Annotated in this window: 21 protein-coding genes; 9 read left to right on the top strand and 12 right to left on the bottom strand. The window is 35.6% G+C overall.

Translation table 11 applies throughout. From position 1 onward, the window contains the following. The first annotated feature begins 697 nt into the window (after positions 1-697). Positions 698-1,087, top strand: a complete 390-nt coding sequence (locus tag PR800_RS05865) for a nuclear transport factor 2 family protein (protein WP_166264754.1) — start codon at positions 698-700, stop codon at positions 1,085-1,087. A gap of 87 nt (positions 1,088-1,174) precedes the next feature. On the opposite strand, the gene PR800_RS05860 is transcribed toward PR800_RS05865, so the two are convergent. Continuing rightward, positions 1,175-2,017 (bottom strand): MBL fold metallo-hydrolase, encoded by an 843-nt coding sequence (locus PR800_RS05860; RefSeq protein ID WP_102139847.1) that lies wholly within the window; start codon positions 2,015-2,017, stop codon positions 1,175-1,177. A 182-nt stretch (positions 2,018-2,199) separates the two neighbouring features. Continuing rightward, the gene (locus PR800_RS05855; protein WP_102139790.1) at positions 2,200-3,873 is read right to left on the bottom strand and encodes a methyl-accepting chemotaxis protein; all 1,674 of its coding nucleotides are present in this window, start codon (positions 3,871-3,873) and stop codon (positions 2,200-2,202) included. A 355-nt stretch (positions 3,874-4,228) separates the two neighbouring features. Here PR800_RS05855 and PR800_RS05850 point away from each other — a divergent pair, with 355 nt between their 5' ends. Next, positions 4,229-4,567, top strand: a complete 339-nt coding sequence (locus PR800_RS05850) for a GlpM family protein (RefSeq protein WP_102139791.1) — start codon at positions 4,229-4,231, stop codon at positions 4,565-4,567. Positions 4,568-4,779: 212 nt separating this feature from the next. Further along, positions 4,780-5,118: a hypothetical protein gene (locus PR800_RS05845; protein WP_229597449.1), complete on the top strand. Its 339-nt coding sequence runs from the start codon at positions 4,780-4,782 to the stop codon at positions 5,116-5,118. Positions 5,119-5,163: 45 nt separating this feature from the next. Here the strand turns inward: PR800_RS05845 and PR800_RS05840 are convergent, their stop codons facing one another. Together PR800_RS05840 and PR800_RS05835 are read right to left on the bottom strand one after the other, a co-directional pair. Further along, positions 5,164-5,946 (bottom strand): class I SAM-dependent methyltransferase, encoded by a 783-nt coding sequence (locus PR800_RS05840; RefSeq protein WP_102139793.1) that lies wholly within the window; start codon positions 5,944-5,946, stop codon positions 5,164-5,166. A gap of 85 nt (positions 5,947-6,031) precedes the next feature. Next, positions 6,032-6,523 carry an N-acetyltransferase gene (locus PR800_RS05835; RefSeq protein WP_102139794.1) on the bottom strand — a complete coding sequence of 164 codons (492 nt, stop codon included), beginning with the start codon at positions 6,521-6,523 and terminating at the stop codon, positions 6,032-6,034. A 134-nt stretch (positions 6,524-6,657) separates the two neighbouring features. Here PR800_RS05835 and PR800_RS05830 point away from each other — a divergent pair, with 134 nt between their 5' ends. Continuing rightward, positions 6,658-7,002, top strand: a complete 345-nt coding sequence (locus PR800_RS05830; RefSeq protein WP_102139795.1) for a DMT family protein — start codon at positions 6,658-6,660, stop codon at positions 7,000-7,002. 43 nt (positions 7,003-7,045) lie between these two features. Here the strand turns inward: PR800_RS05830 and PR800_RS05825 are convergent, their stop codons facing one another. The 3 genes from PR800_RS05825 to PR800_RS05815 form a co-directional block, all read right to left on the bottom strand. Next, positions 7,046-8,197 carry a pyridoxal phosphate-dependent aminotransferase gene (locus PR800_RS05825; RefSeq protein ID WP_166264756.1) on the bottom strand — a complete coding sequence of 384 codons (1,152 nt, stop codon included), beginning with the start codon at positions 8,195-8,197 and terminating at the stop codon, positions 7,046-7,048. Positions 8,198-8,444: 247 nt separating this feature from the next. After that, positions 8,445-8,783: a hypothetical protein gene (locus PR800_RS05820; RefSeq protein ID WP_206276372.1), complete on the bottom strand. Its 339-nt coding sequence runs from the start codon at positions 8,781-8,783 to the stop codon at positions 8,445-8,447. 188 nt (positions 8,784-8,971) lie between these two features. Beyond that, positions 8,972-9,196 carry a hypothetical protein gene (locus tag PR800_RS05815; protein WP_094960468.1) on the bottom strand — a complete coding sequence of 75 codons (225 nt, stop codon included), beginning with the start codon at positions 9,194-9,196 and terminating at the stop codon, positions 8,972-8,974. A gap of 285 nt (positions 9,197-9,481) precedes the next feature. On the opposite strand from PR800_RS05815, the gene PR800_RS05810 reads away from it, so the two are divergent. Beyond that, positions 9,482-9,859: a hypothetical protein gene (locus tag PR800_RS05810; protein ID WP_102139799.1), complete on the top strand. Its 378-nt coding sequence runs from the start codon at positions 9,482-9,484 to the stop codon at positions 9,857-9,859. Positions 9,860-9,913: 54 nt separating this feature from the next. Here the strand turns inward: PR800_RS05810 and PR800_RS05805 are convergent, their stop codons facing one another. Together PR800_RS05805 and PR800_RS05800 are read right to left on the bottom strand one after the other, a co-directional pair. Then, positions 9,914-10,285 (bottom strand): hypothetical protein, encoded by a 372-nt coding sequence (locus PR800_RS05805; protein ID WP_102139800.1) that lies wholly within the window; start codon positions 10,283-10,285, stop codon positions 9,914-9,916. A 381-nt stretch (positions 10,286-10,666) separates the two neighbouring features. Next, on the bottom strand, positions 10,667-10,915 hold the full coding sequence (locus PR800_RS05800) for a DinI-like family protein (protein ID WP_102139801.1): 249 nt from the start codon (positions 10,913-10,915) through the stop codon (positions 10,667-10,669). 575 nt (positions 10,916-11,490) lie between these two features. Between PR800_RS05800 and PR800_RS05795 the strand changes: the two genes are divergently transcribed. Both PR800_RS05795 and yddG read left to right on the top strand, forming a co-directional pair. Further along, entirely contained in the window at positions 11,491-12,951 is a 1,461-nt protein-coding gene (locus tag PR800_RS05795; RefSeq protein WP_210848011.1) for an alanine/glycine:cation symporter family protein, read from the top strand. Positions 12,952-13,138: 187 nt separating this feature from the next. Beyond that, positions 13,139-14,038 carry an aromatic amino acid DMT transporter YddG gene (gene yddG, locus PR800_RS05790; RefSeq protein ID WP_102139803.1) on the top strand — a complete coding sequence of 300 codons (900 nt, stop codon included), beginning with the start codon at positions 13,139-13,141 and terminating at the stop codon, positions 14,036-14,038. A gap of 66 nt (positions 14,039-14,104) precedes the next feature. Here yddG and yidA read toward each other — a convergent pair whose 3' ends face one another. Together yidA and PR800_RS05780 are read right to left on the bottom strand one after the other, a co-directional pair. After that, positions 14,105-14,917, bottom strand: a complete 813-nt coding sequence (gene yidA, locus PR800_RS05785; RefSeq protein ID WP_210842923.1) for a sugar-phosphatase — start codon at positions 14,915-14,917, stop codon at positions 14,105-14,107. Between the two features lie 225 nt (positions 14,918-15,142). After that, the gene (locus PR800_RS05780; RefSeq protein WP_004253477.1) at positions 15,143-15,526 is read right to left on the bottom strand and encodes a helix-turn-helix domain-containing protein; all 384 of its coding nucleotides are present in this window, start codon (positions 15,524-15,526) and stop codon (positions 15,143-15,145) included. A 332-nt stretch (positions 15,527-15,858) separates the two neighbouring features. On the opposite strand from PR800_RS05780, the gene mgrB reads away from it, so the two are divergent. Both mgrB and PR800_RS05770 read left to right on the top strand, forming a co-directional pair. Next, positions 15,859-16,005 carry a PhoP/PhoQ regulator MgrB gene (gene mgrB, locus PR800_RS05775; RefSeq protein ID WP_229597447.1) on the top strand — a complete coding sequence of 49 codons (147 nt, stop codon included), beginning with the start codon at positions 15,859-15,861 and terminating at the stop codon, positions 16,003-16,005. Between the two features lie 229 nt (positions 16,006-16,234). Continuing rightward, positions 16,235-17,611 (top strand): amino acid permease, encoded by a 1,377-nt coding sequence (locus tag PR800_RS05770; protein ID WP_102139806.1) that lies wholly within the window; start codon positions 16,235-16,237, stop codon positions 17,609-17,611. Positions 17,612-17,704: 93 nt separating this feature from the next. Here the strand turns inward: PR800_RS05770 and pagP are convergent, their stop codons facing one another. After that, complete coding sequence (gene pagP / locus PR800_RS05765) at positions 17,705-18,280, bottom strand: lipid IV(A) palmitoyltransferase PagP (protein WP_272530380.1); 576 nt, start codon at positions 18,278-18,280, stop codon at positions 17,705-17,707. Between the last annotated feature and the right edge of the window lie 351 nt (positions 18,281-18,631).

The raw sequence follows: 18,631 nt of genomic DNA, 5'->3' as shown, positions 1-18,631 counted from the left end.
TCCGAGTTCTAAATAGATATCTTAAATTTTCCGAATGTACCTTACTCATTGGTTTAAATTTAATGAGCAGTACAAACACGATATTAGCATAACCCATTGTGTAATAGAGTAAATATAATGCTATCTTTTATTGATAATTTAATGAACCAACAAATAAAGTATTAATAACTTGCTTAAGCTGACTAGACGTTTAGTTAAGGTGTTCTCACTATGCTCAAAAATATGGGGCTGGGATATAAGGTTGGCAATTAGGATATGTCATTGAAAATGACTTTTTCAATCTATATCATTGTTTAGCAAAAAAAAGCCCCTGCAAGCAGGGGTATCTAATGGAAATGTATATTTATAGTTATTATTATAAGGCGCCTATTGCTTAGATAGACCACTAAATAATACCAGTTCTTAAGCCTTAATCCAAATCGGAGTAAGCATAAAAGTGAATTTTTTTATAGGGGATCTAATTATGCATAAAATGAGTTTTTGGTTGTTTACCCAAAAAGTTATCGTGATATAGAAAAGGGATAAAATGCATAAAATTAAGCACTATCTTTCAGATTAAATCACGGACAAATGATAAATCATCGAAAGATAATATAAATGTGAAGTTTAAAAGATAATAAATTCAATTTTGACTTGAAATACAAAATAATACACCCATAACAATTAAAAATGATATTTTTATGATAAGGGATAAAATATGACTAATTCACAGAGGGTTACACAAGCACTAAACGCAGTATTGGGTGAGGACATAGGTTCATTGTCTGTGGCTAGACAATATTTTTCAGATAAATACATCCAAGTTGTTGATGGAAAGCAAATTGATTTTAATGAGTTTATTGCACACTTACAGGTATTGAAGCAGGCCACTGAGTCGATTGTTATTACTATTAAATCTATCGCTGAGGGAGATGGGTGTGTTCATACTCAACATTTGGCAAAAGCAACTAAAAAAGATGGCTCAATAAGTGAATTTGAGGTATTTGCCTGTTTTCAAATAGAAGATGGGAAAATTATCCGTTGCGAAGAAATGACAAGAATGATTAAAGGCAGTAGTAAGGATGAAGATTTAGGCTCAAGAACTTAAACCTTCATTATTTGTAAGGTATTTAATATTACTAATTTAGGTAAAGTCTAATAAGAAACAAGATTTTACCTTGATTACATACAGTGTTTAACTTGGGTAAATTAGTTGTAATCCAGTACCGACTTCTTGTACGGGCGCATATTTTGCTAAATGTATTTTTGCGTTGAGATCTGTACAATGACATGGGTGTATAAATTTTAAATCCTGTTGGTGAAAGTAATTCCCCGTCTGTTCCAAAACCTCTTTTGAAGCTTGTTGTAAATGAAACCCGCCTATCACGGTGACAATGTTATTTATTCCAGTTACATGTTTTGCATATTCAGTGATATTGCAAATTCCAGAATGAGAGCAACCAGTTACGACAATTAGGCCTTCCGTCGTTTTAATTGCAAGTGCTGAATCATCAAATACATAGTCGTCAACGATATTATGATTGAAGTCCAGGGTCGTACCAATTGGCTCTTTTCCTTCAAAGCTATTAATTCTAGGAATTTGGCCTAAAAATACGATGTTTTCAGAAAGATAATAAGGCTTAGTCGCTTCTATTAAATTGAAGTAGGACGCTAAAATATCTTTAGATGTATTTGTTCCGATGACTTTAGATTGAAATTTTTTAGGAATTAAGGCATCCGGGTGGTATACCAGATGCTTCGCTTCAGGTGTTTCAATGTTACGACGGTCAAAATATTGGATTAAGTGACTTAAGCCCCATGTATGGTCGTTGTGACCGTGAGAAAGAACCAAGTCAGTGATATTTGCAAGGTCAATATGTAAAATGTGTGCATTATCAATAAATATATCTGAATAGCCGGTATCGAATAATATTTTTTTATCATCGGCCTCGATATAGTAGCAGACTCCAGGTTCACCGCAGAAATAACTATCAATCAGGGTATTATTATCGACAAGAACAGTAATTTTTATTGTCATCATGAACTCAGATTTCATAGAAGTAATTGTAATCTGTTATATCAGATAAACGCTAAAAAGTATTAAATGGCTATAAAACATAGTAATAAAAATTGATAACGTGGAGGGAGTAATAGAGAAAAGATAAAAATGTTGGAGGTGACCAAAGAAAGTCAACCCCCTAAATGAAATGTTATACTTTGCTAGATAGATTGTTTTACTTTTTTAGTTTTAGCCTCTTGGGGAGTATCACTATCTATTTCATGTTCACTTTTGGGTTCAATGTGAAAAATAGAAATAATAGCCTCTAATAAATCTGATTGGGACTCCAAAGCTCTTAAGGACGATTGCAATTCACGAGTCATGGTTGCATTCGCTTGTGTAGTGTTGTCTAATTCATTGATTGCTAGGTGTATTTGGCTAACACCATGGGTTTGTTCATTTGAGGCAAGCGCAACACTTTGGATCATCTCATTGATATTAGATGTATCTTGTGCAATTGAAACAATATTGTCATTTGCATCAGCGGCTAACTGGAAACAGTGATTAATTTTATCATTTGAATTATTAATTAATAGCTTGATTTCTTTGGATGCTTGAGTGCAACTAATTGATAATTCGCGGACTTCATTTGCGACGACTGCAAACCCTTTGCCATGTTCACCCACTCTAGCTGCCTCTACAGCGGCATTCAATGCTAATAAATTAGTTTGAAACGCAATATTATCAATGGTTGAAGTAATTTTGCTAATTTCTTTCGAAAAATCGACAATATCATCCATATTTTCAACAACATCAGAGATAAGTTCATTACTCTTATCAATTGTTATACTCGTCTCTGACATCAATTTGCACGATTGATTAGTGTGAGCGGTATTCAATTTAAAAGAGGAATCGAGTTCTTCGACGCTGGCTGCTGTTTCAACAATGGCAGCGGCTTGTTGATCTGCTCGAATAGAAAGGTCGTGATTCATCTGAGTGATATCACTCAGCTCAACTTTTATATGGTGAGTGTTGTCATAAATATTTTTGACGATATCAATCAATTTACTTTGCATATTAGATACATGCTGTTTAAGTAATTTGATTTCATATAAACCTTTGTTATCAAAGCTATGGTATAAAACGCCATGGCTAACTTTTTCAATACCATCAATAACTTGGTTTAGTGGGCGAATAAAGAAAAGCTGTAGAATAAAGCGAATGAACAGAGTTACGAGGATAACGATTGAGATAGTAACGATTAAGCCAATCAAACTTTGTTTATACAGTTGCTCACTTGCTAGAGCAATATCATGATAGCTACTATTTAATTGTTGATGATATTTTACGTAGTTTTTCTCAAATGTGTCCTGAAATCCCTGAGTCGGCTGGTTTAAAAAGTCATATGTTTTTCCTTGAACTAAAAATACGGAAAGCTCATTTAATGCAGCGTATAACGCGTTATATGATTTTTCTAACTCAGCAAATTGGTCACTATTTTTGTAGATGGAAACGGTTGTAAATGCATCCCAATAATTACCCGTTTCAGCTATTTTTTTATGATAAAACGCGATGAGACTATCTATGTCAGTATTTGATGTTTTCATCTTATTGATAACTAATAAATGGCGAGAGCTAGCACGATTTAATGTATTTCTTGCTTGTAATAAAGACTGCCATGTATTGTTTAGTTGAGTTTGTTCGTTATAGATAGTATCGAGTTTGGTTAATGTCTCTTGATATTGTTTTAAAGAACTAAAGAAAAACCAACAAGTTGAAAGAAGAAGGGCGATAAGTAGGCCTGAAATAAACCAGACTAGAGTTGTTGTCTTAAAACCAGAAAAAGAGAACTTAGTTGAACTAAAATTAATTTTTTTTAAATTACCAGACATCATTGATTATTTCCTTTCATACCATCGAATAGTATGTTTCACACATACTAAATACGACTTCTAAACATAACGTGATTAACCATGAGCAAATCGAAGCTGTCCGATAGCTAAAAAGTTATATGTAGTCACGCGAAAGCATCAGGCGTAGGGACTGAATAAATGTATCGGCACTATTTCTGGATACTTTATATCCAACAATTTGACTTAGCTCATAAAATTGAAGTTAATTAGGTGTTTTTACTGATTCAAGGTGGGAAAAGGACACTGTAGTTGTACATTGACAGCGACAATACAGTTAACTTACGGATTATTTGTGATAATAATAGTCCATGTTTAAAATTTAATTATTGAGTGCGGTATGTTTTCTTTACTCTTTAAATGCCTTTTAGGTGCTTTAGCTGTGTTGGTTATTGCACTATTTTCGCGTAGTAAAATTTACTACATTGCAGGATTAGTTCCTCTTTTTCCTACATTCGCATTAATTGCACATGTTATTGTTGTACAAGAGCAAGGAGCGGAAGCTCTAAGAAAAACTGCACTGTTTGGGTTGTGGTCTCTCATTCCTTATGCAATGTATTTATTAACAGTATATTTATTAGCAACAAAAATCACAGTTTGGGGAAGTTTAAGTGTTGCAACTGTTATTTGGATAATAACAGCGGCAATATTAGTTTATATATGGCAACTCACTCAATAGATAACATTGGGAGACATAATTAACTGCAAACTATAATGAAAACTAAAGAAGTGCGATAAGCTGACGGCTTAAGTACACTTGGGTAGAGTCGCAAAAAATTAATTATTAACTATAATGATAACCAGTGTTTTCTATTGAGCTGTATCATTAAAATGTTATTAAGAGCCTTAGTGTTACTGTTAGTAGCTGGGTGCGCATATATTGCAGGAATTATGACTGAAGTTTCACTTGATCCTGAATTAGATACAGAGAGTCGGGTTAAAAGCTCTGTTGAAGATTTTCTTGCTTACCCATCAGCAGCTAATTATAAAAATGTTCAATATTATGTATTGACGAAAAGTGAAGAAGGGGATGAAACGGGCTATTATTGCGGTGAAGTCTTTGGCTTTGAAAATGAATTACCTCATGGCTATAAAAGATTTATCATTAGGCTTCACAAAAATAGAGCTGGTAAGGTAATGATATCCATTCCTTTTGTGGAAAAAACTGATGATATTATCCCCGCAGAACAATTTGAAGCTGTATGGGATAGGTACTGTAAAAGAAGCTAAGTTAATGATCGCTCGTTGAGTGGTTAACACAACGAGCGTTAATAATTAATTGGTTTTAATTGCCATTGTCGTTAGGAATGTTGGTAGATAATTATCAATAACGAACCGTGGATTAGGTTGCCAATCTTCTTTAAAACCTGTGATAGAAAAGCCTGCTTTTATTTGCCCACCTATTAAGTCTGTCAGTGAGTGACCAAATACAAAAGCTTCTTGTCTTTCCTGTTTCTGTGCTATTTGCTCTGCTGATAAAGTGGATAGCTCGGAGTATGGCATAGTATAACTTGGTTTTATTATGCCTTGCTCGTCATAGTGTTTATCTCGTTTGCCAATAAAAAGAATTGGGTTATAAAAGCTGGATAATAGGCGCCCATTGGTTTTTAACACACGGTGGCATTCTTGCCAGACAGGGTTAACATCTGGAATATATAAATTAGAAATAGGGTGGAATATAATGTCAAAGGTTGCATCCGCAAACATGTGTAATGAGCGCATGTCACCTTGAACAATCTCTAATGTTAAATCATCCCTTTCTGCTACCATTTTGTCTTGCTCAAGTTGTTTCTGAGAAAAATCAAACACAGTCACATTTGCGCCCGCAGCTGCGAGTACCGGGGCTTGTTGCCCACCCGCTGACGCTAAGCAGAGAATTTTTTTATCTTTTATATCGCCTAGCCAAGCTGCGTCAACAGGTGTTGGCGTTAAATGAACCTGCCATTTACCTTGCTTGGCATCATGGATAGTTTTGGAATCAACAGGTTTTGACCAAGCAAGTTGGGATTCTGCTTGTTTATCCCATGCCTTTTGATTTGCACTCGTGTAATCGGTCATAAATGTACCTCTGTATACAATAATTTGTCACAGTGTAGCAAAAAATAAGCAAGTTGAAACTAGAAATGTACTTATTGGTACACTTTTAATTTCCGACCATTAGATGATATGTTGTGCCATCAAATTCAAAATCAGTGACATTACTCATGCCTATTTTTTTATGTGCGAAAAGAGACCTAAGATTATCTGCATTGATAAAAGCAACGGGCTTTCCTTGATTGTAAGAACAAATTTCATCAAAAAGAGTCTTGAGAATATTTTTTCCCCTATGAGCATTATCAATACAAACAGGGCCATAAAGCCAGTTACCTTGTATAATGTTTGTATGTTGTTTAATAATAAAATGAGCTATAGGTGGTAAAGATAAAGAGTGAGAGTCAAAGCTAAATACGACCGCGACAATTTTATTTCCATCCCGACCAATAATGGTGGTTAGGCTTCCTGCAAACATTGCGTTAACTTTGGCTTGAGGATATTCACCGAGTAACCCACCTTGCTGGGATTCAGAATTAGATTGCAATAATTGAGCTACAGCATGACAATCTGATTGTGTCATTAATTCATATTTAATATTCATTATTACCTCGTAATGATTGCTAAATACGTTTAAATTTATGATATGAAAAGTGACGGGATTTGCCGGAGCACATTGGAATGTGTTACCTTTAATTCCATAATATCGATTACTTATTATTTATCTATTAAATCAGCATGTTAACTAAATTCTACCCAGTATTATTACTTGTTGTTTCAAATGTATTTATGATGTTTGCTTGGTATGGGCATTTAAAATTCACAACAAAGCCACTGTATATTGTTATTTTCTTTAGCTGGTTAATTGCATTGGTTGAATACTGTTTTGCAGTGCCAGCTAACCGGTTAGGGCATCAGTACTACAGTGCAGCTGAATTGAAAACAATGCAAGAGGTGATAACACTCTGTGTTTTTGTTCTTTTCTCCGTATTGTATTTAGGTGAAAGTTTTACAATTAACCATTTGATAGGTTTTATTCTTATTTTTGCGGGGGCCTTTTTTATATTTAAGGGGCCATTTTAACAAAAAGAGCGGCTTGAGCTGCTCTTTTTGGATTGAACTTAATTTATACCCATCCTTTTTCATGGAATTGTTTTAGTATCACAACAAATTGCTGCATTTCCTCGGGGGTTCCTAGCGTTAATCTATTCCAGCCAACCGCGGGTGGAAATTCACGACCTACCATGACATGCGCATCAGCCATACGTTGTTGATAGGTTTTTACGTCCCCTTTAACCTTATGGAAAATAAAGTTAGCTTGTGATGGAGCATATTCTAGCCCGATTTCGTTTAATGCTTTTTCTACGATTTTTCTCGATATATTGTTGGATTTTAGGCTGTATTGAATAAATGATTTATCCTTCAGTGATGCAATCGCAGCAACCGCACCTGCTGTATTAGTATTATCAATAGATAAAAACGTATCTACAGCAGCAATAACTTCGGGAGTTGCGACCCCATAGCCGACTCTTAAGCCTGCTAAGGCGAAAATTTTTGAGAAGGTGCGTGTGACAATCAAGTTATTTTGGCCTTTTTTGACTAACTCAATAGCACTTGTAAAGTCCGAGTCTTCAACAAATTCAGCATAAGCCTCATCAACGATAAAAAATGTGTTGTCAGACTCTTTACTCATCCACTTATCAAGCTGGCTATAAGGTGTGATCATTGCCGTCGGATTATTCGGATTACAAATATAGACCATGGATAAACCGTCAAAATTATCAGCGGCTTGTTTCATTTTTTCTAAATCAAATGATAAATCGGTTTTTAAAGGAACTTTCGTTATCGCTATATTCAATGGAAGAGAATAGAGTTCTGTATAATTGAATGTTGGATCTGGGGTGACTAATTGAATTTTTTTACCGAGTTTATTTGCTTTAGCAGCCAACATGGCAACAGCGGCTTGAATGGTTTCAGATGAACCATTGCCTATAGTAATGTGCTTATCAGATAAACTGTAGAGCTCGCCAATATTCTGCTGTAATTCAGCACGAGCATCATCAGGGTAGCGGAATGCATTAGGTAATGCCTTGATGATAGCTTCTTTAGCATTTTCGGACATCCCTAATGAATTTTCATTGAAATTCAATAGTAATGGGTGCTTTTCACTCGGCAATACAATATTACTATTTTGTGCAACCGCATGATTAAACAATGAATTAAGCGCAAGCCCGCCAGCCACTAATGAGCTGGATTTAAGAAATGAACGACGATCCATAGCTATTCCCTGAAGTTATTATTTTTTGAGTACATTAGATTACTTAAAATTGACTCAAAGTAAATAATTATTTACTTTTTATGATTAATTATTCGTATCAGTGGTGTAGGGGATTTATCTGTTGAAAATTTATTGGAAGTATAAAGGGAAGGCTTGTCATACTACGGTGGTGAAGGGCAACCAATCGGGTTATAGCATTATTGAGGATATATAAAAAAGGGTAGTATTTTTCTACCCTTGGTAAAGATTATTGGCCTTGCACAGGGGCATTAGGTGTAATTTCTACAACTGCAACTTTAACCATATACTGTTTACCATTTTCTCCTTTAGGTGCATCTGCAGCGATTTTTTTCAGTGTTTCATCTGGTTGAGCAGTTTGAATAGATGTTGAATACTGCATCATTCCACGGTGACGATTTGCATAATTAGAGTGACGATAATTATCGCAAGGCCTATCATTATATTGGTGTTGGTTTTGGTATCCGCCACGGTGCCATGAACCATTACCATCCCCTGGGTAAGCGAGTGTCGAAAAGCTAATAGCGATTAAACTCGCACTAAGAATTAATGGCTTTAATATATTCATATGATATCTCCTTTAGATATTTATTAATTATCATTTTGCCATTGTAATTAATTAATTCAATTGCATTTACTTATCTAAATGAATAAACCATAATTCAGCCACTTTTATTTCATTATTTCCTCACAATGAAAATAGTTTGTTAATAAAATAAACTTAACGTTAACTCATGGTTTTTTATTGATTTTATTTTATTGTTTTTCATTGAAGAACTTAGCAAGTTTACTGATTGATATAATTGATGCAACGGCAATGTCTTTATTATAATCATCACATAAAACAAGTAGCCTATCGATAGCGGCTTCTTGTTCAATTGAACAAATATAATCGCCTAATGCATTTATCGCCGCTATTTTAACATCATTATTGTTTCCATGAGTTAAGTTAACAAGATTTTTAACGATTTTTTCTTTCATAAAAATATATTAAATCAGTCTAATAGTATGGAGACTAGTATAAAACTAGCTAAGAAAATAAAAAATGTTTTTTTTATTAATGCTAAGTTAATAAATATAAATTGAATCAATGTTGATAGATATTTTCTAGCCAATTATCAGGGTTGGAAAATATTTTTTATATCTTGTTATCAATTGGTTAGGGTAAGCATTAAACAATGGAGTTAAAAGCTCAAATTGTTTACTCAAATGGGTATAATACATTTATACTAAGCTAATTAATCATAAAGTAGGAAGGGTGATGCGTTGAAGCGTATAAAAACAAAATTATTGATAGTATTGCTATTGGCTTTAGGAGTATTTGCATACCATTCTTATACGAGTATTGGTGATTCAGATGTCAAAAATGAAGCCCAAAGCATGGTGGAAAAAAAACTCGGCAACTCATCAGTGGTTGAGTTTAGTGATGTGGAAATAGCACAAAAAAGTGAGTTCAAGGAAGGCGAAAGTTATCGAGTTTGTGGTTTATACCGTTTACCTTCTCAAGAAAACTCTCTGCCATTTGTTGCGAATGTAAGTATTAAAGATGGGCGTTTCTCTGAACACGGGCAACTGATTATAAGTGAGACACCGGAATTACAATTCTCGATTGAACAGTTGTGTGTTAAAAAACAAACTAATTGATAAAAAAACGCTCAAATTTTAGTTTGAGCGCTTTTTTACTAGAAAATTAAATGATTAAGATTTATTCAAAAGAAGTTCAGTTTGAATTTTACAAGCTGAAACAGAATCATTTAATGATTTATTGAAGTCAGCTTCATTAGCAAACTTAGATTTATTGCTGCGTATGGCATCAATCGCTGAAGTTAGATTTTCGCGTAGGTCTGACTCAACAGTGGCTAATTGCTTGAGGTCGACATTTTCACTTTTCAGTTTAGCAATGGTTGCTTGAGTTAACTCACTGCTAGTTTTGTCAGTGCTGTACGCTTCACTTAGTGCTTGACCTGTGATTTCGCAATAATCGTTGGCTATTTCACTAATATTTAATGGGGCATTATCAGCCATAACAAGGACTGGGGTCAGGCAAAAAGCCAGTAATAAACGCTTCATAGTCATACCTCTATTTTGCACTCAATGAATAATAACTCTATCTAGTATTAGAGAAATACTATAGCAGATTAGACCTAAAACGGGGACGCCGAATGGATTTTTAGCATGATTTCATAAAAAAGAGCCAGTATAAATACTGGCCGCTATAATTAGCAAAAGCAATGTAAATGAAAATTACGTTATATACATTACCATATAACGGTTAAAGGTAAAGCAAATTTAACTTGTTTTGATAATAGATAAGACTAAGTATGATCTTGATCAGACTTTGAATAAATCTTGAGGGGAAACGTTATCGAAATACGAGAGGATATTAAAAATAACCAGCTAGAGCCCATGTAGGCTCACAGCTGGTTTTATTGGTGTAATCTGGCAAGGAAATTACTGTTTTAACCAATGGCCATGCTTTAAGACATCTTCGACAAGTTCATGTAAAACAATATGTGCTTCGTTATCATCATGAAAGCCTTTAGTTTGAAAAGTCGTTGGGCCGTTATCATGAGTGATCAATAGATAGCTGCCAGGATAGACTTCTAAAACACGAGCTTTCAGCTCAGCAATGAAGGCGTCATATGATTTTTCAGAGAGCTGAGAAAGTGGGTCATCAGATAACTTGATATTAATTTCCATGTGTTAACCTCTTGTCTATAAATTTATTAGGCTCAGTTTATTGTTAAGTGAAAACATAAGCAATCATCTAATTAAGATGATTGCAATTGGATTTGCTTTTTTATTGTACATTAGTGTTACACATCAATGATACATTCCAAATAATGAATTAAATAAAAGAAGTATTATAAAGTTTTTCGTTAAGGAATAAGCTGATTAAAAGTGGATATATGAAATGAATGATGAGTTTTTATTTATTCAATTAACTTGTTGGTTAAAATAAGCACGATGAATCAATCATTTGATTTACTTTCGGTGAAATGATAAGGGGATTTTTCATGACTAGTTTTTTCAAAGGGTTATAGGTTCTTTTTTATGGACGTGTAACGTGTTTCTATTAAAATTGAATGTAGTTAATGATTAATGAATCGAAAATTAATTTACATTAAAGATAAAAAAATATAATTTCTGCTAATCATATTAAGATGAGTCGGCTCTTGCTAGCTAAACTCCTTTTCTGGAGTTGTGATTTAAATGTGAGGATTTAATTTTCGATTAGTTTTTTATTAATCGTTTTAATAAAAAAGGAGTGTAATTTGATAGAATTTATAAACTCAATAACTAATTTCATTTGGGGTTCTTTACTTATTTATTTATTACTGGGAGCTGGTCTATATTTTACCCTTCGATCTGGTTTTATTCAAATTAGGCATTTTGGCCATATGTTTAGTGTCTTAAAAAACAGTAAACAGTCTGATAGCGCAGGTATTTCATCTTTTCAGGCATTATGTACAAGTTTAGCCGCTAGGGTCGGTACAGGAAATTTAACTGGGGTAGCTATTGCCCTAACAGCAGGCGGGCCTGGGGCTATTTTTTGGATGTGGATTGTTGCTTTATTGGGAATGGCAACCTCTTTTATTGAATGTACTTTAGCACAGTTATACAAAACCAAAGATGATAAAGGAAATTATCGAGGTGGGCCGTCATATTATATGCAAAAAGGCTTAAACCAACGCTGGATGGGCGTGTTATTTTCAATTTTTCTGATTATTGCTTTTGGTTTAGTATTTAATGCAGTACAAGCTAACTCTATTGCTCAAGCAACCGCAGTCGCCTTTGATTTCAATCCAATTTATGTTGGCATTGGCTTAGTTTTATTAAGCGGAATCATTATTTTTGGTGGATTGAAATCCATTGCGAAGGTTGCTGAATTAGTTGTTCCTGTTATGGCGTTAGCCTATTTACTATTGGCGTTTTGGGTTGTTGGGCACCATATCGAACGATTACCTGAAGTTTTTATGCTGATAATCCGAAATGCATTTGGTTTGCAAGAGGCGGCTGGCGGGGCTGTTGGTTATGGTGTTGCTCAGGCGATGACACAAGGAATTCAGCGGGGATTGTTCTCTAATGAGGCTGGAATGGGGTCTGCACCAAATGCAGCGGCATCGGCAGCACCTTATCCTCCACATCCTGCATCACAAGGGTATGTACAGATGCTTGGTGTTTTTATGGACACCATCGTTATTTGCAGTGCGACAGCAATTATTATTTTATCATCTGGTGTATTAGAAAGTGGAATGGACAACATCAATGGTATTGAATTGACACAACTTGCTCTTTCTTCTGCCGTCGGTAGTTGGGGAAGTACATTTATTGCGATAGCTATCTTCTTTTTTGCATTTACGTCAATTATTGCTAATTATGCTTATGCCGAAAGCAATATGATTTTTTTAGAGAATAATCATACGGCGGGTTTATTTATTTTCCGTTTAGCTGCATTAGGTATGGTGATGTTTGGTGCGCTTGCAGAAATGCCATTTATTTGGAAACTTGCAGACTTATCGATGGGTCTAATGGCGATAACTAATTTAATCGCGATCCTTCTATTATCAGGTATCGCTTTTAAACTTGCTAAAGATTATAACCAGCAGTTAGTTGCAGGTAAAATACCAACTTTTGATATCAATCAGCATCCTGAATTAAAGAAACAATTTGAAGAAGGGATATGGGAAAAAGAAGAAGTTGATAAGTGGGTTGAGAAAGAAACATCTCGCTAATACAAAAGTTTTAAATCATAAAATTCTTAGGTGATAGCCTGAGAATTTTTTTATGACATATTATCAATATTTACTAAAAATAAACGCTTGCATTATAATTGTTTGAGCTATAAGGTTTTTTTAGATGGTAAAATGAATGTATTATTACAATGAATATCATTTTCGAAACTAAATAGCTGAGAGAGTTATGAAATTGAATCAGTATGCCGCAACGCTGTATGGGGTTATTTCGATCTTGTTGTGGAGCACAATGGTAGGGCTGATCCGCAGTGTAAGTGAAAACTTTGGACCAGTAGGTGGCGCCGCATTAGTCTATACGGTTGGTTCACTGGTATTAGTACTTGCCATGGGAGTACCAAAAATAACGAAATATCCTAAACGCTATTTACTTTGGGGAACAATACTATTTGTTAGCTATGAAATTTGTTTTGTACTAGCGTTAGGTTTAGCTAATAGTCGGCAACAAGCGATTGAACTGGGTATGGTGAATTATTTGTGGCCAAGTTTTACTATCGCACTTGCTGTGTTTTTTAACCGTCAGCGTTTCACTTTATTATTGGGGGCAGGGTTAGTTTTAGCTTTTATGGGACTGATTTGGGTAATTTCAGGAAATCAGCCATTATCGGTACAAACTATTTTGGCAAATATTCAAAGTAATCCACTGTGTTATTTTTTAGCTTTTATCGGGGCTATTGTTTGGTCATTCTACAGCAATGTGACTAAGCGTATTTCTGGTGGCCATAATGGGATGGTATTATTCTTTATCATGACCTCTATTGGGTTATGGATACTGTATTTTTTCAGTACACCGACACCGTTTATTATCAATAGCCAAAGCCTGTTATTATTACTCATTGCCTCAATAGCGACTGGTGGAGCGAATGCATTGTGGACATTTGCGGTTATCAAGGGAAATGTGGCTTTTTTAGGAACGCTTTCTTATTTTACCCCCGTTATTTCGACAGCATTCGCATCAATATTGTTAAGCACTACATTAACGTTAAGTTTTTGGCAAGGTGTATTAATGGTGACCATGGGGTCGGTCATTTGCTTTTTAGCGACTAGGCAAAAAACAGTAAGCGGCTAAAAGTGGCAGCGTGAACGAGTGTAGGCGCTGCCATGGACATCATGTTGATAGCAAATTTTTCTGTGGCTACACATTAATAAATTTATTGATGGCGACGGCTACGCCATCTTCATCATTAGTCGTAGTGACAAATTTCACCATTTGGCGAATGGGTTCTAACGCATTGCCCATTGCGACAGAAACACTGGCGTATTGCAGCATTTGGATATCATTATTTTGGTCACCAATACTCATGACTTTGTCAGGTGTAATACCCAACTTTTCACAAATACATTGTAACGCAGTCCCTTTATTCGCCGTTTTATTTGAGACCTCAAGGAAATACGGACTTGTTCGGGTTAAAGCGTAATTATCGAAGACATTCTCTGGAATATAGCTGATACCAATATCTAATTTTTCTGGGTGGTCAATTATCATAAACTTAGTAAATTCTAGAGAAGAGTCCATCTCATTAACAGGGCAATAGATGAGTGGTGTGTGAGTTAAATAGGCGTCTGCGACCGTATAGTGACTAATATGGCGGTTAGCCGTGAACATGCAATTATCCGCGAGAGCATGCATGTGAACCCCGACATTTCTTGCGAGTTCCTCAAAATATTGGAAGTCAGCGAAATCTAACAAATTCTCTGCGAGATGGCTGCCATCATTGGCTTGGTGAATGACGCTACCATTATTACTAATACAATAGTTATCCGTTGTATTTAAATCTAATTCTCGTAGGTAAGGAGATATACCAGAAAATGGTCGGCCCGAGGCTAAAATAATATGGACACCTTTTTGCTTAGCCTGCGTGATAGCCTCTTTTACTACGGGAGATATTTGGTGTTGGGAGTTAAGTAATGTGCCATCTAAATCAATGGCGACCAGTTTGATTGACATCCAATGCCTCCTAAAGTTCGTGCTTTCTGCCAATACCTTACTCTAATTATTCAGAATGTAAATTATACAAATAGTTATAACTTTAGTTGCATTAGAATAATGCGTGTTTGATGTGAAATTGAACAGAATGTAAAGCAGGAACTCTGTTCAATAGTCAAAAGTTGAAATGACAATGTTTTATAGCATTATTATGTTAATCAATAGGTTAATGCGGCTAAAATATTCTCACTCATAATTATGAATTAGATGGAGCGGTTGCTTAACATCTAATTGGATTTGGTCATTCTGTCTAAAATCAAATGGCGTGATGCCATATTCTTTGCGGAACATATAGGTAAAGTGGGACTGAGACCCAAAACCAAAATCCAGTGCAATATCGAAAATGGACTGGTTACTATTACGGAGTAAGTTGACCGCACCTGCAAGGCGGCGTTGACGGATGTATTTACCCAGTGAAATCCCTGTGACTTCTTTAAAGATTTTTTGCATATGCCAAAGTGAATAGCCTGAATAAGCCGCGAGCTCTTCTAAGTGGATCACGCGCCCTAAGTGTTCTTCTATCCATTTACTCAAAGCATAAACAAGTGCTAAGTGGTTATCTTGTGGCATCTCAAATGTTTTCTAGTTTTACGGTAGCAGAAGTATACACAACTTCATTTCATCATGACAAAGGCTGCTTGTGCGGTATTTCCCATTTTTAGGGTAAAAAAAGCACAATCAGAATAAGTTAGTAACCAATAGCACCTAAAATGAGCAGATTTTTGTAAAAAGAGGTCAATTGCATATTTTCCTCAAATTTGATGCTCTAAATTAGAGTACCATTTCTTTTATAAACGCATTATATGCAATGCCATAAGTGATACCAATCATAAAATGGCAGTATCTTAATATTGTAATCATTTGAAAAATAAAATCATCATAGAAATATGAAGGAATTGTCTGTGTTTGGTCGTAAATTAATTATTGCTGTAAGTGCAGTTTTGGCTTGTATTTTTTTCTATCTTTTAGCGATGGATAACCTGTGTGATCAGGGTGGTGAAAACTTTATTTTTGGTATTTGTCGTGTGACTGACTTGTTACCATTTTGAATTTGCTTTTTAATGCTCAATCCATGATATTGAATCGGGGTAACCATCCTGCGGTATCATTTTGCTATGTGATGAAAAAAATAATTAATAGCATCTGTTTTGGGGTCGTACAAAATGCTGAAAACGGCACCAGAAGAATGTAGTGTTAATAAGAAAATTCAAATAAACTTGTGTCATTATCATTATTTTGGAAGATAAAAAACAAGTAAGGGGACAAAAGGGTAAAGTTATGGCGCAACAGCAACAGACGCTAAAGCGGGGATTAAAAAACAGGCATATCCAATTGATTGCATTGGGAGGTGCTGTTGGTACAGGGTTATTCCTCGGAATAGCAACAACCATACAAATGGCAGGGCCGTCAGTTTTACTGGGTTATGCGCTGTGTGGGTTTATTGCTTTCCTGATTATGCGTCAGTTGGGCGAAATGATTGTTCAGGAACCTGTGGCGGGTTCGTTTAGCCATTTTGCATTTAAGTATTGGGGTGGTTTTGCAGGGTTTCTTTCGGGGTGGAACTATTGGTTCATGTTTATTCTCGTTGGGATGACCGAACTGACCGCTGCCGGCAAATATATGCAACATTGGTGGCCGGAACTCCCTATATGGGTTTCTGCCGCGGTGTTTTTTATTGCGGTAAATGCAGTTAATTTGATTAATGTACGCTCTTATGGTGAGACTGAGTTCTGGTTTGCATTAATTAAAGTTATTGCAGTCGTTGCGATGATTATTTTTGGTTGCTACTTATTACTCAGCGGCCATGGTGGCCCACAAGCGAAAGTGAGTAACTTATGGGAGCACGGCGGTTTCTTTGCTAATGGCTTTAATGGGCTAATAATGGCGTTAGCAATTATTATGTTTTCATTTGGGGGGTTAGAACTGGTCGGTATTACAGCTGCAGAGGCAGAAGACCCAGATAAAAGCATTCCAAAAGCGATTAACCAAGTTGTATACCGTATCTTAATTTTTTATATTGGCTCGTTAGCGGTACTGTTAGCTTTGTATCCATGGGTTGATCTTGACGGCGAAACAAGCCCATTTGTATTAATTTTCCATGAATTAGGGGACTTACTGGTTGCTAATTCGTTGAACGTTGTCATTTTAATCGCTGCATTGTCTGTGTATAACAGCGGAGCTTATGCGACAAGTCGCATGCTGTATGGCTTGGCACAACAAAGTAATGCACCTAAATTTCTTGCAAAAGTGAATAAAGGTGGCGTACCAGTCATGGCATTATTTGTTTCTGGTGTTGCGACGTCTGGTGGTATTTTAATTAACTTTTTGATGGAAGGTAAAGCTTTCGAATTGTTAATGTCATTAGTTGTGACGACGTTAGTTTTAAACTGGATTATGATTTGTGTTTCAAATTTGAAGTTCAGAGCAGCAATGAACAAGCAAGGTGTCGAAACGAAATTTAAGAGCATTTGGTATCCATTTGGAAACTATTTGTGTTTAGCGTTCTTACTGTTGATTTTAGGGATTATCCTGACAATGGACGGTTTGCGTATCTCGGTATTAATTATGCCATTGTGGGTAGCTGTTCTGTGGGTTGGGTATCAATTCTCAGGGGCTAAAAAGCAAGATTTAGCTAAAAGCCAACAACTAAGTTAAATTTATTTTTTTCTTATAAAAAAGGCCGGTAGGGTATTCCCACCGGCCTTTTTATACAGCCATGAAATTTTATATAGCCATGAGATGGCTAGGTCACCATTGCCAACGTAACCAAGCGAATAATACGTTGCCGTTATTATAAGTCCCCGGAATGTAGGTGGCTTGCAGTGAAAGTCTATCATATTCCACTGATACCAGAGGGAGTGGTGCAGGGATCGGAATATAAAACATATCCTTACGGGCAGTGACGCTCAGAGTGAAGCCTGCTCCCATACGGAAACCATCAATATCTCCCGGGATCCACATTTTTTGGAATGCATAACCAGCAATTGGCTCCCAATCATTATGTGAATCTTTGAATGCCATTGCATAGATAGCATGCCAGTCATTATCTTCATCATAACGATATTTACCAAAGCCCAGACCCCAAGGGCGCTCATTATATTCATCCGTTTTTTTCTTGTCGTACATTGCACGGTTGTGCCAAGTCACCGCGGGAATGTATAGCTCATATTTGTCTGAGTCCCACGTGGTACTGACATTGCCTTTAAATTTATCCCATAAATTTTCCGATTGCTCTTGAGCAATGGCAGGCGATGATATGCAGATTGAGGTGCTCATGAGTAACGATGCACCTACGGCCAACTGTATGTTTTTATAAACTCTCATTGTAAATCCAGTTCTGTATCGCAGATATAAAAATGATGATTAGCTCGCTAATGATTATCAGATTAGCATTATTATTATAATTTTGAGCGGAATTATTTTAATTAAGATACATATAATATAACAGTATTTATTACATAATTGAGGATAATAACTGGCTGGTCATATTAGAACCGTTTAATTTTGCCTGTTTTTATGTGAGATAACCGATTATCTGATTAAATAATAACGTATCAAATTAGTTGTTGAATAGGCTAATACTCCTAAAGTAGCTGATAACAGACGAGGTGTTTCATTTTCAGGTTGGATAAGACGATTTTTCGATGAGAGAAGACGAGAGGGATTTTTAAAAGA

The sequence above is a fragment of the Providencia sp. PROV205 genome (genome assembly GCF_028479505.1).
GTDB classification, from domain to species: domain Bacteria; phylum Pseudomonadota; class Gammaproteobacteria; order Enterobacterales; family Enterobacteriaceae; genus Providencia; species Providencia huaxiensis.
This window is presented reverse-complemented; position numbering and strand designations above follow the sequence as displayed.

What these genes read in the sequence shown, in the direction of transcription:
- PR800_RS05865 (WP_166264754.1), top strand. Translation starts at nt 698, where the DNA reads ATGACTAATTCACAGAGGGTTACACAAGCACTAAACGCAGTATTGGGT.
- PR800_RS05860 (WP_102139847.1), bottom strand. Translation starts at nt 2,017, where the DNA reads ATGACAATAAAAATTACTGTTCTTGTCGATAATAATACCCTGATTGAT.
- PR800_RS05855 (WP_102139790.1), bottom strand. Translation starts at nt 3,873, where the DNA reads ATGATGTCTGGTAATTTAAAAAAAATTAATTTTAGTTCAACTAAGTTC.
- PR800_RS05850 (WP_102139791.1), top strand. Translation starts at nt 4,229, where the DNA reads ATGTTTTCTTTACTCTTTAAATGCCTTTTAGGTGCTTTAGCTGTGTTG.
- PR800_RS05845 (WP_229597449.1), top strand. Translation starts at nt 4,780, where the DNA reads ATGACTGAAGTTTCACTTGATCCTGAATTAGATACAGAGAGTCGGGTT.
- PR800_RS05840 (WP_102139793.1), bottom strand. Translation starts at nt 5,946, where the DNA reads ATGACCGATTACACGAGTGCAAATCAAAAGGCATGGGATAAACAAGCA.
- PR800_RS05835 (WP_102139794.1), bottom strand. Translation starts at nt 6,523, where the DNA reads ATGAATATTAAATATGAATTAATGACACAATCAGATTGTCATGCTGTA.
- PR800_RS05830 (WP_102139795.1), top strand. Translation starts at nt 6,658, where the DNA reads ATGTTAACTAAATTCTACCCAGTATTATTACTTGTTGTTTCAAATGTA.
- PR800_RS05825 (WP_166264756.1), bottom strand. Translation starts at nt 8,197, where the DNA reads ATGGATCGTCGTTCATTTCTTAAATCCAGCTCATTAGTGGCTGGCGGG.
- PR800_RS05820 (WP_206276372.1), bottom strand. Translation starts at nt 8,783, where the DNA reads ATGAATATATTAAAGCCATTAATTCTTAGTGCGAGTTTAATCGCTATT.
- PR800_RS05815 (WP_094960468.1), bottom strand. Translation starts at nt 9,196, where the DNA reads ATGAAAGAAAAAATCGTTAAAAATCTTGTTAACTTAACTCATGGAAAC.
- PR800_RS05805 (WP_102139800.1), bottom strand. Translation starts at nt 10,285, where the DNA reads ATGAAGCGTTTATTACTGGCTTTTTGCCTGACCCCAGTCCTTGTTATG.
- PR800_RS05800 (WP_102139801.1), bottom strand. Translation starts at nt 10,915, where the DNA reads ATGGAAATTAATATCAAGTTATCTGATGACCCACTTTCTCAGCTCTCT.
- yddG (WP_102139803.1), top strand. Translation starts at nt 13,139, where the DNA reads ATGAAATTGAATCAGTATGCCGCAACGCTGTATGGGGTTATTTCGATC.
- yidA (WP_210842923.1), bottom strand. Translation starts at nt 14,917, where the DNA reads ATGTCAATCAAACTGGTCGCCATTGATTTAGATGGCACATTACTTAAC.
- PR800_RS05780 (WP_004253477.1), bottom strand. Translation starts at nt 15,526, where the DNA reads ATGCCACAAGATAACCACTTAGCACTTGTTTATGCTTTGAGTAAATGG.
- PR800_RS05770 (WP_102139806.1), top strand. Translation starts at nt 16,235, where the DNA reads ATGGCGCAACAGCAACAGACGCTAAAGCGGGGATTAAAAAACAGGCAT.
- pagP (WP_272530380.1), bottom strand. Translation starts at nt 18,280, where the DNA reads ATGAGAGTTTATAAAAACATACAGTTGGCCGTAGGTGCATCGTTACTC.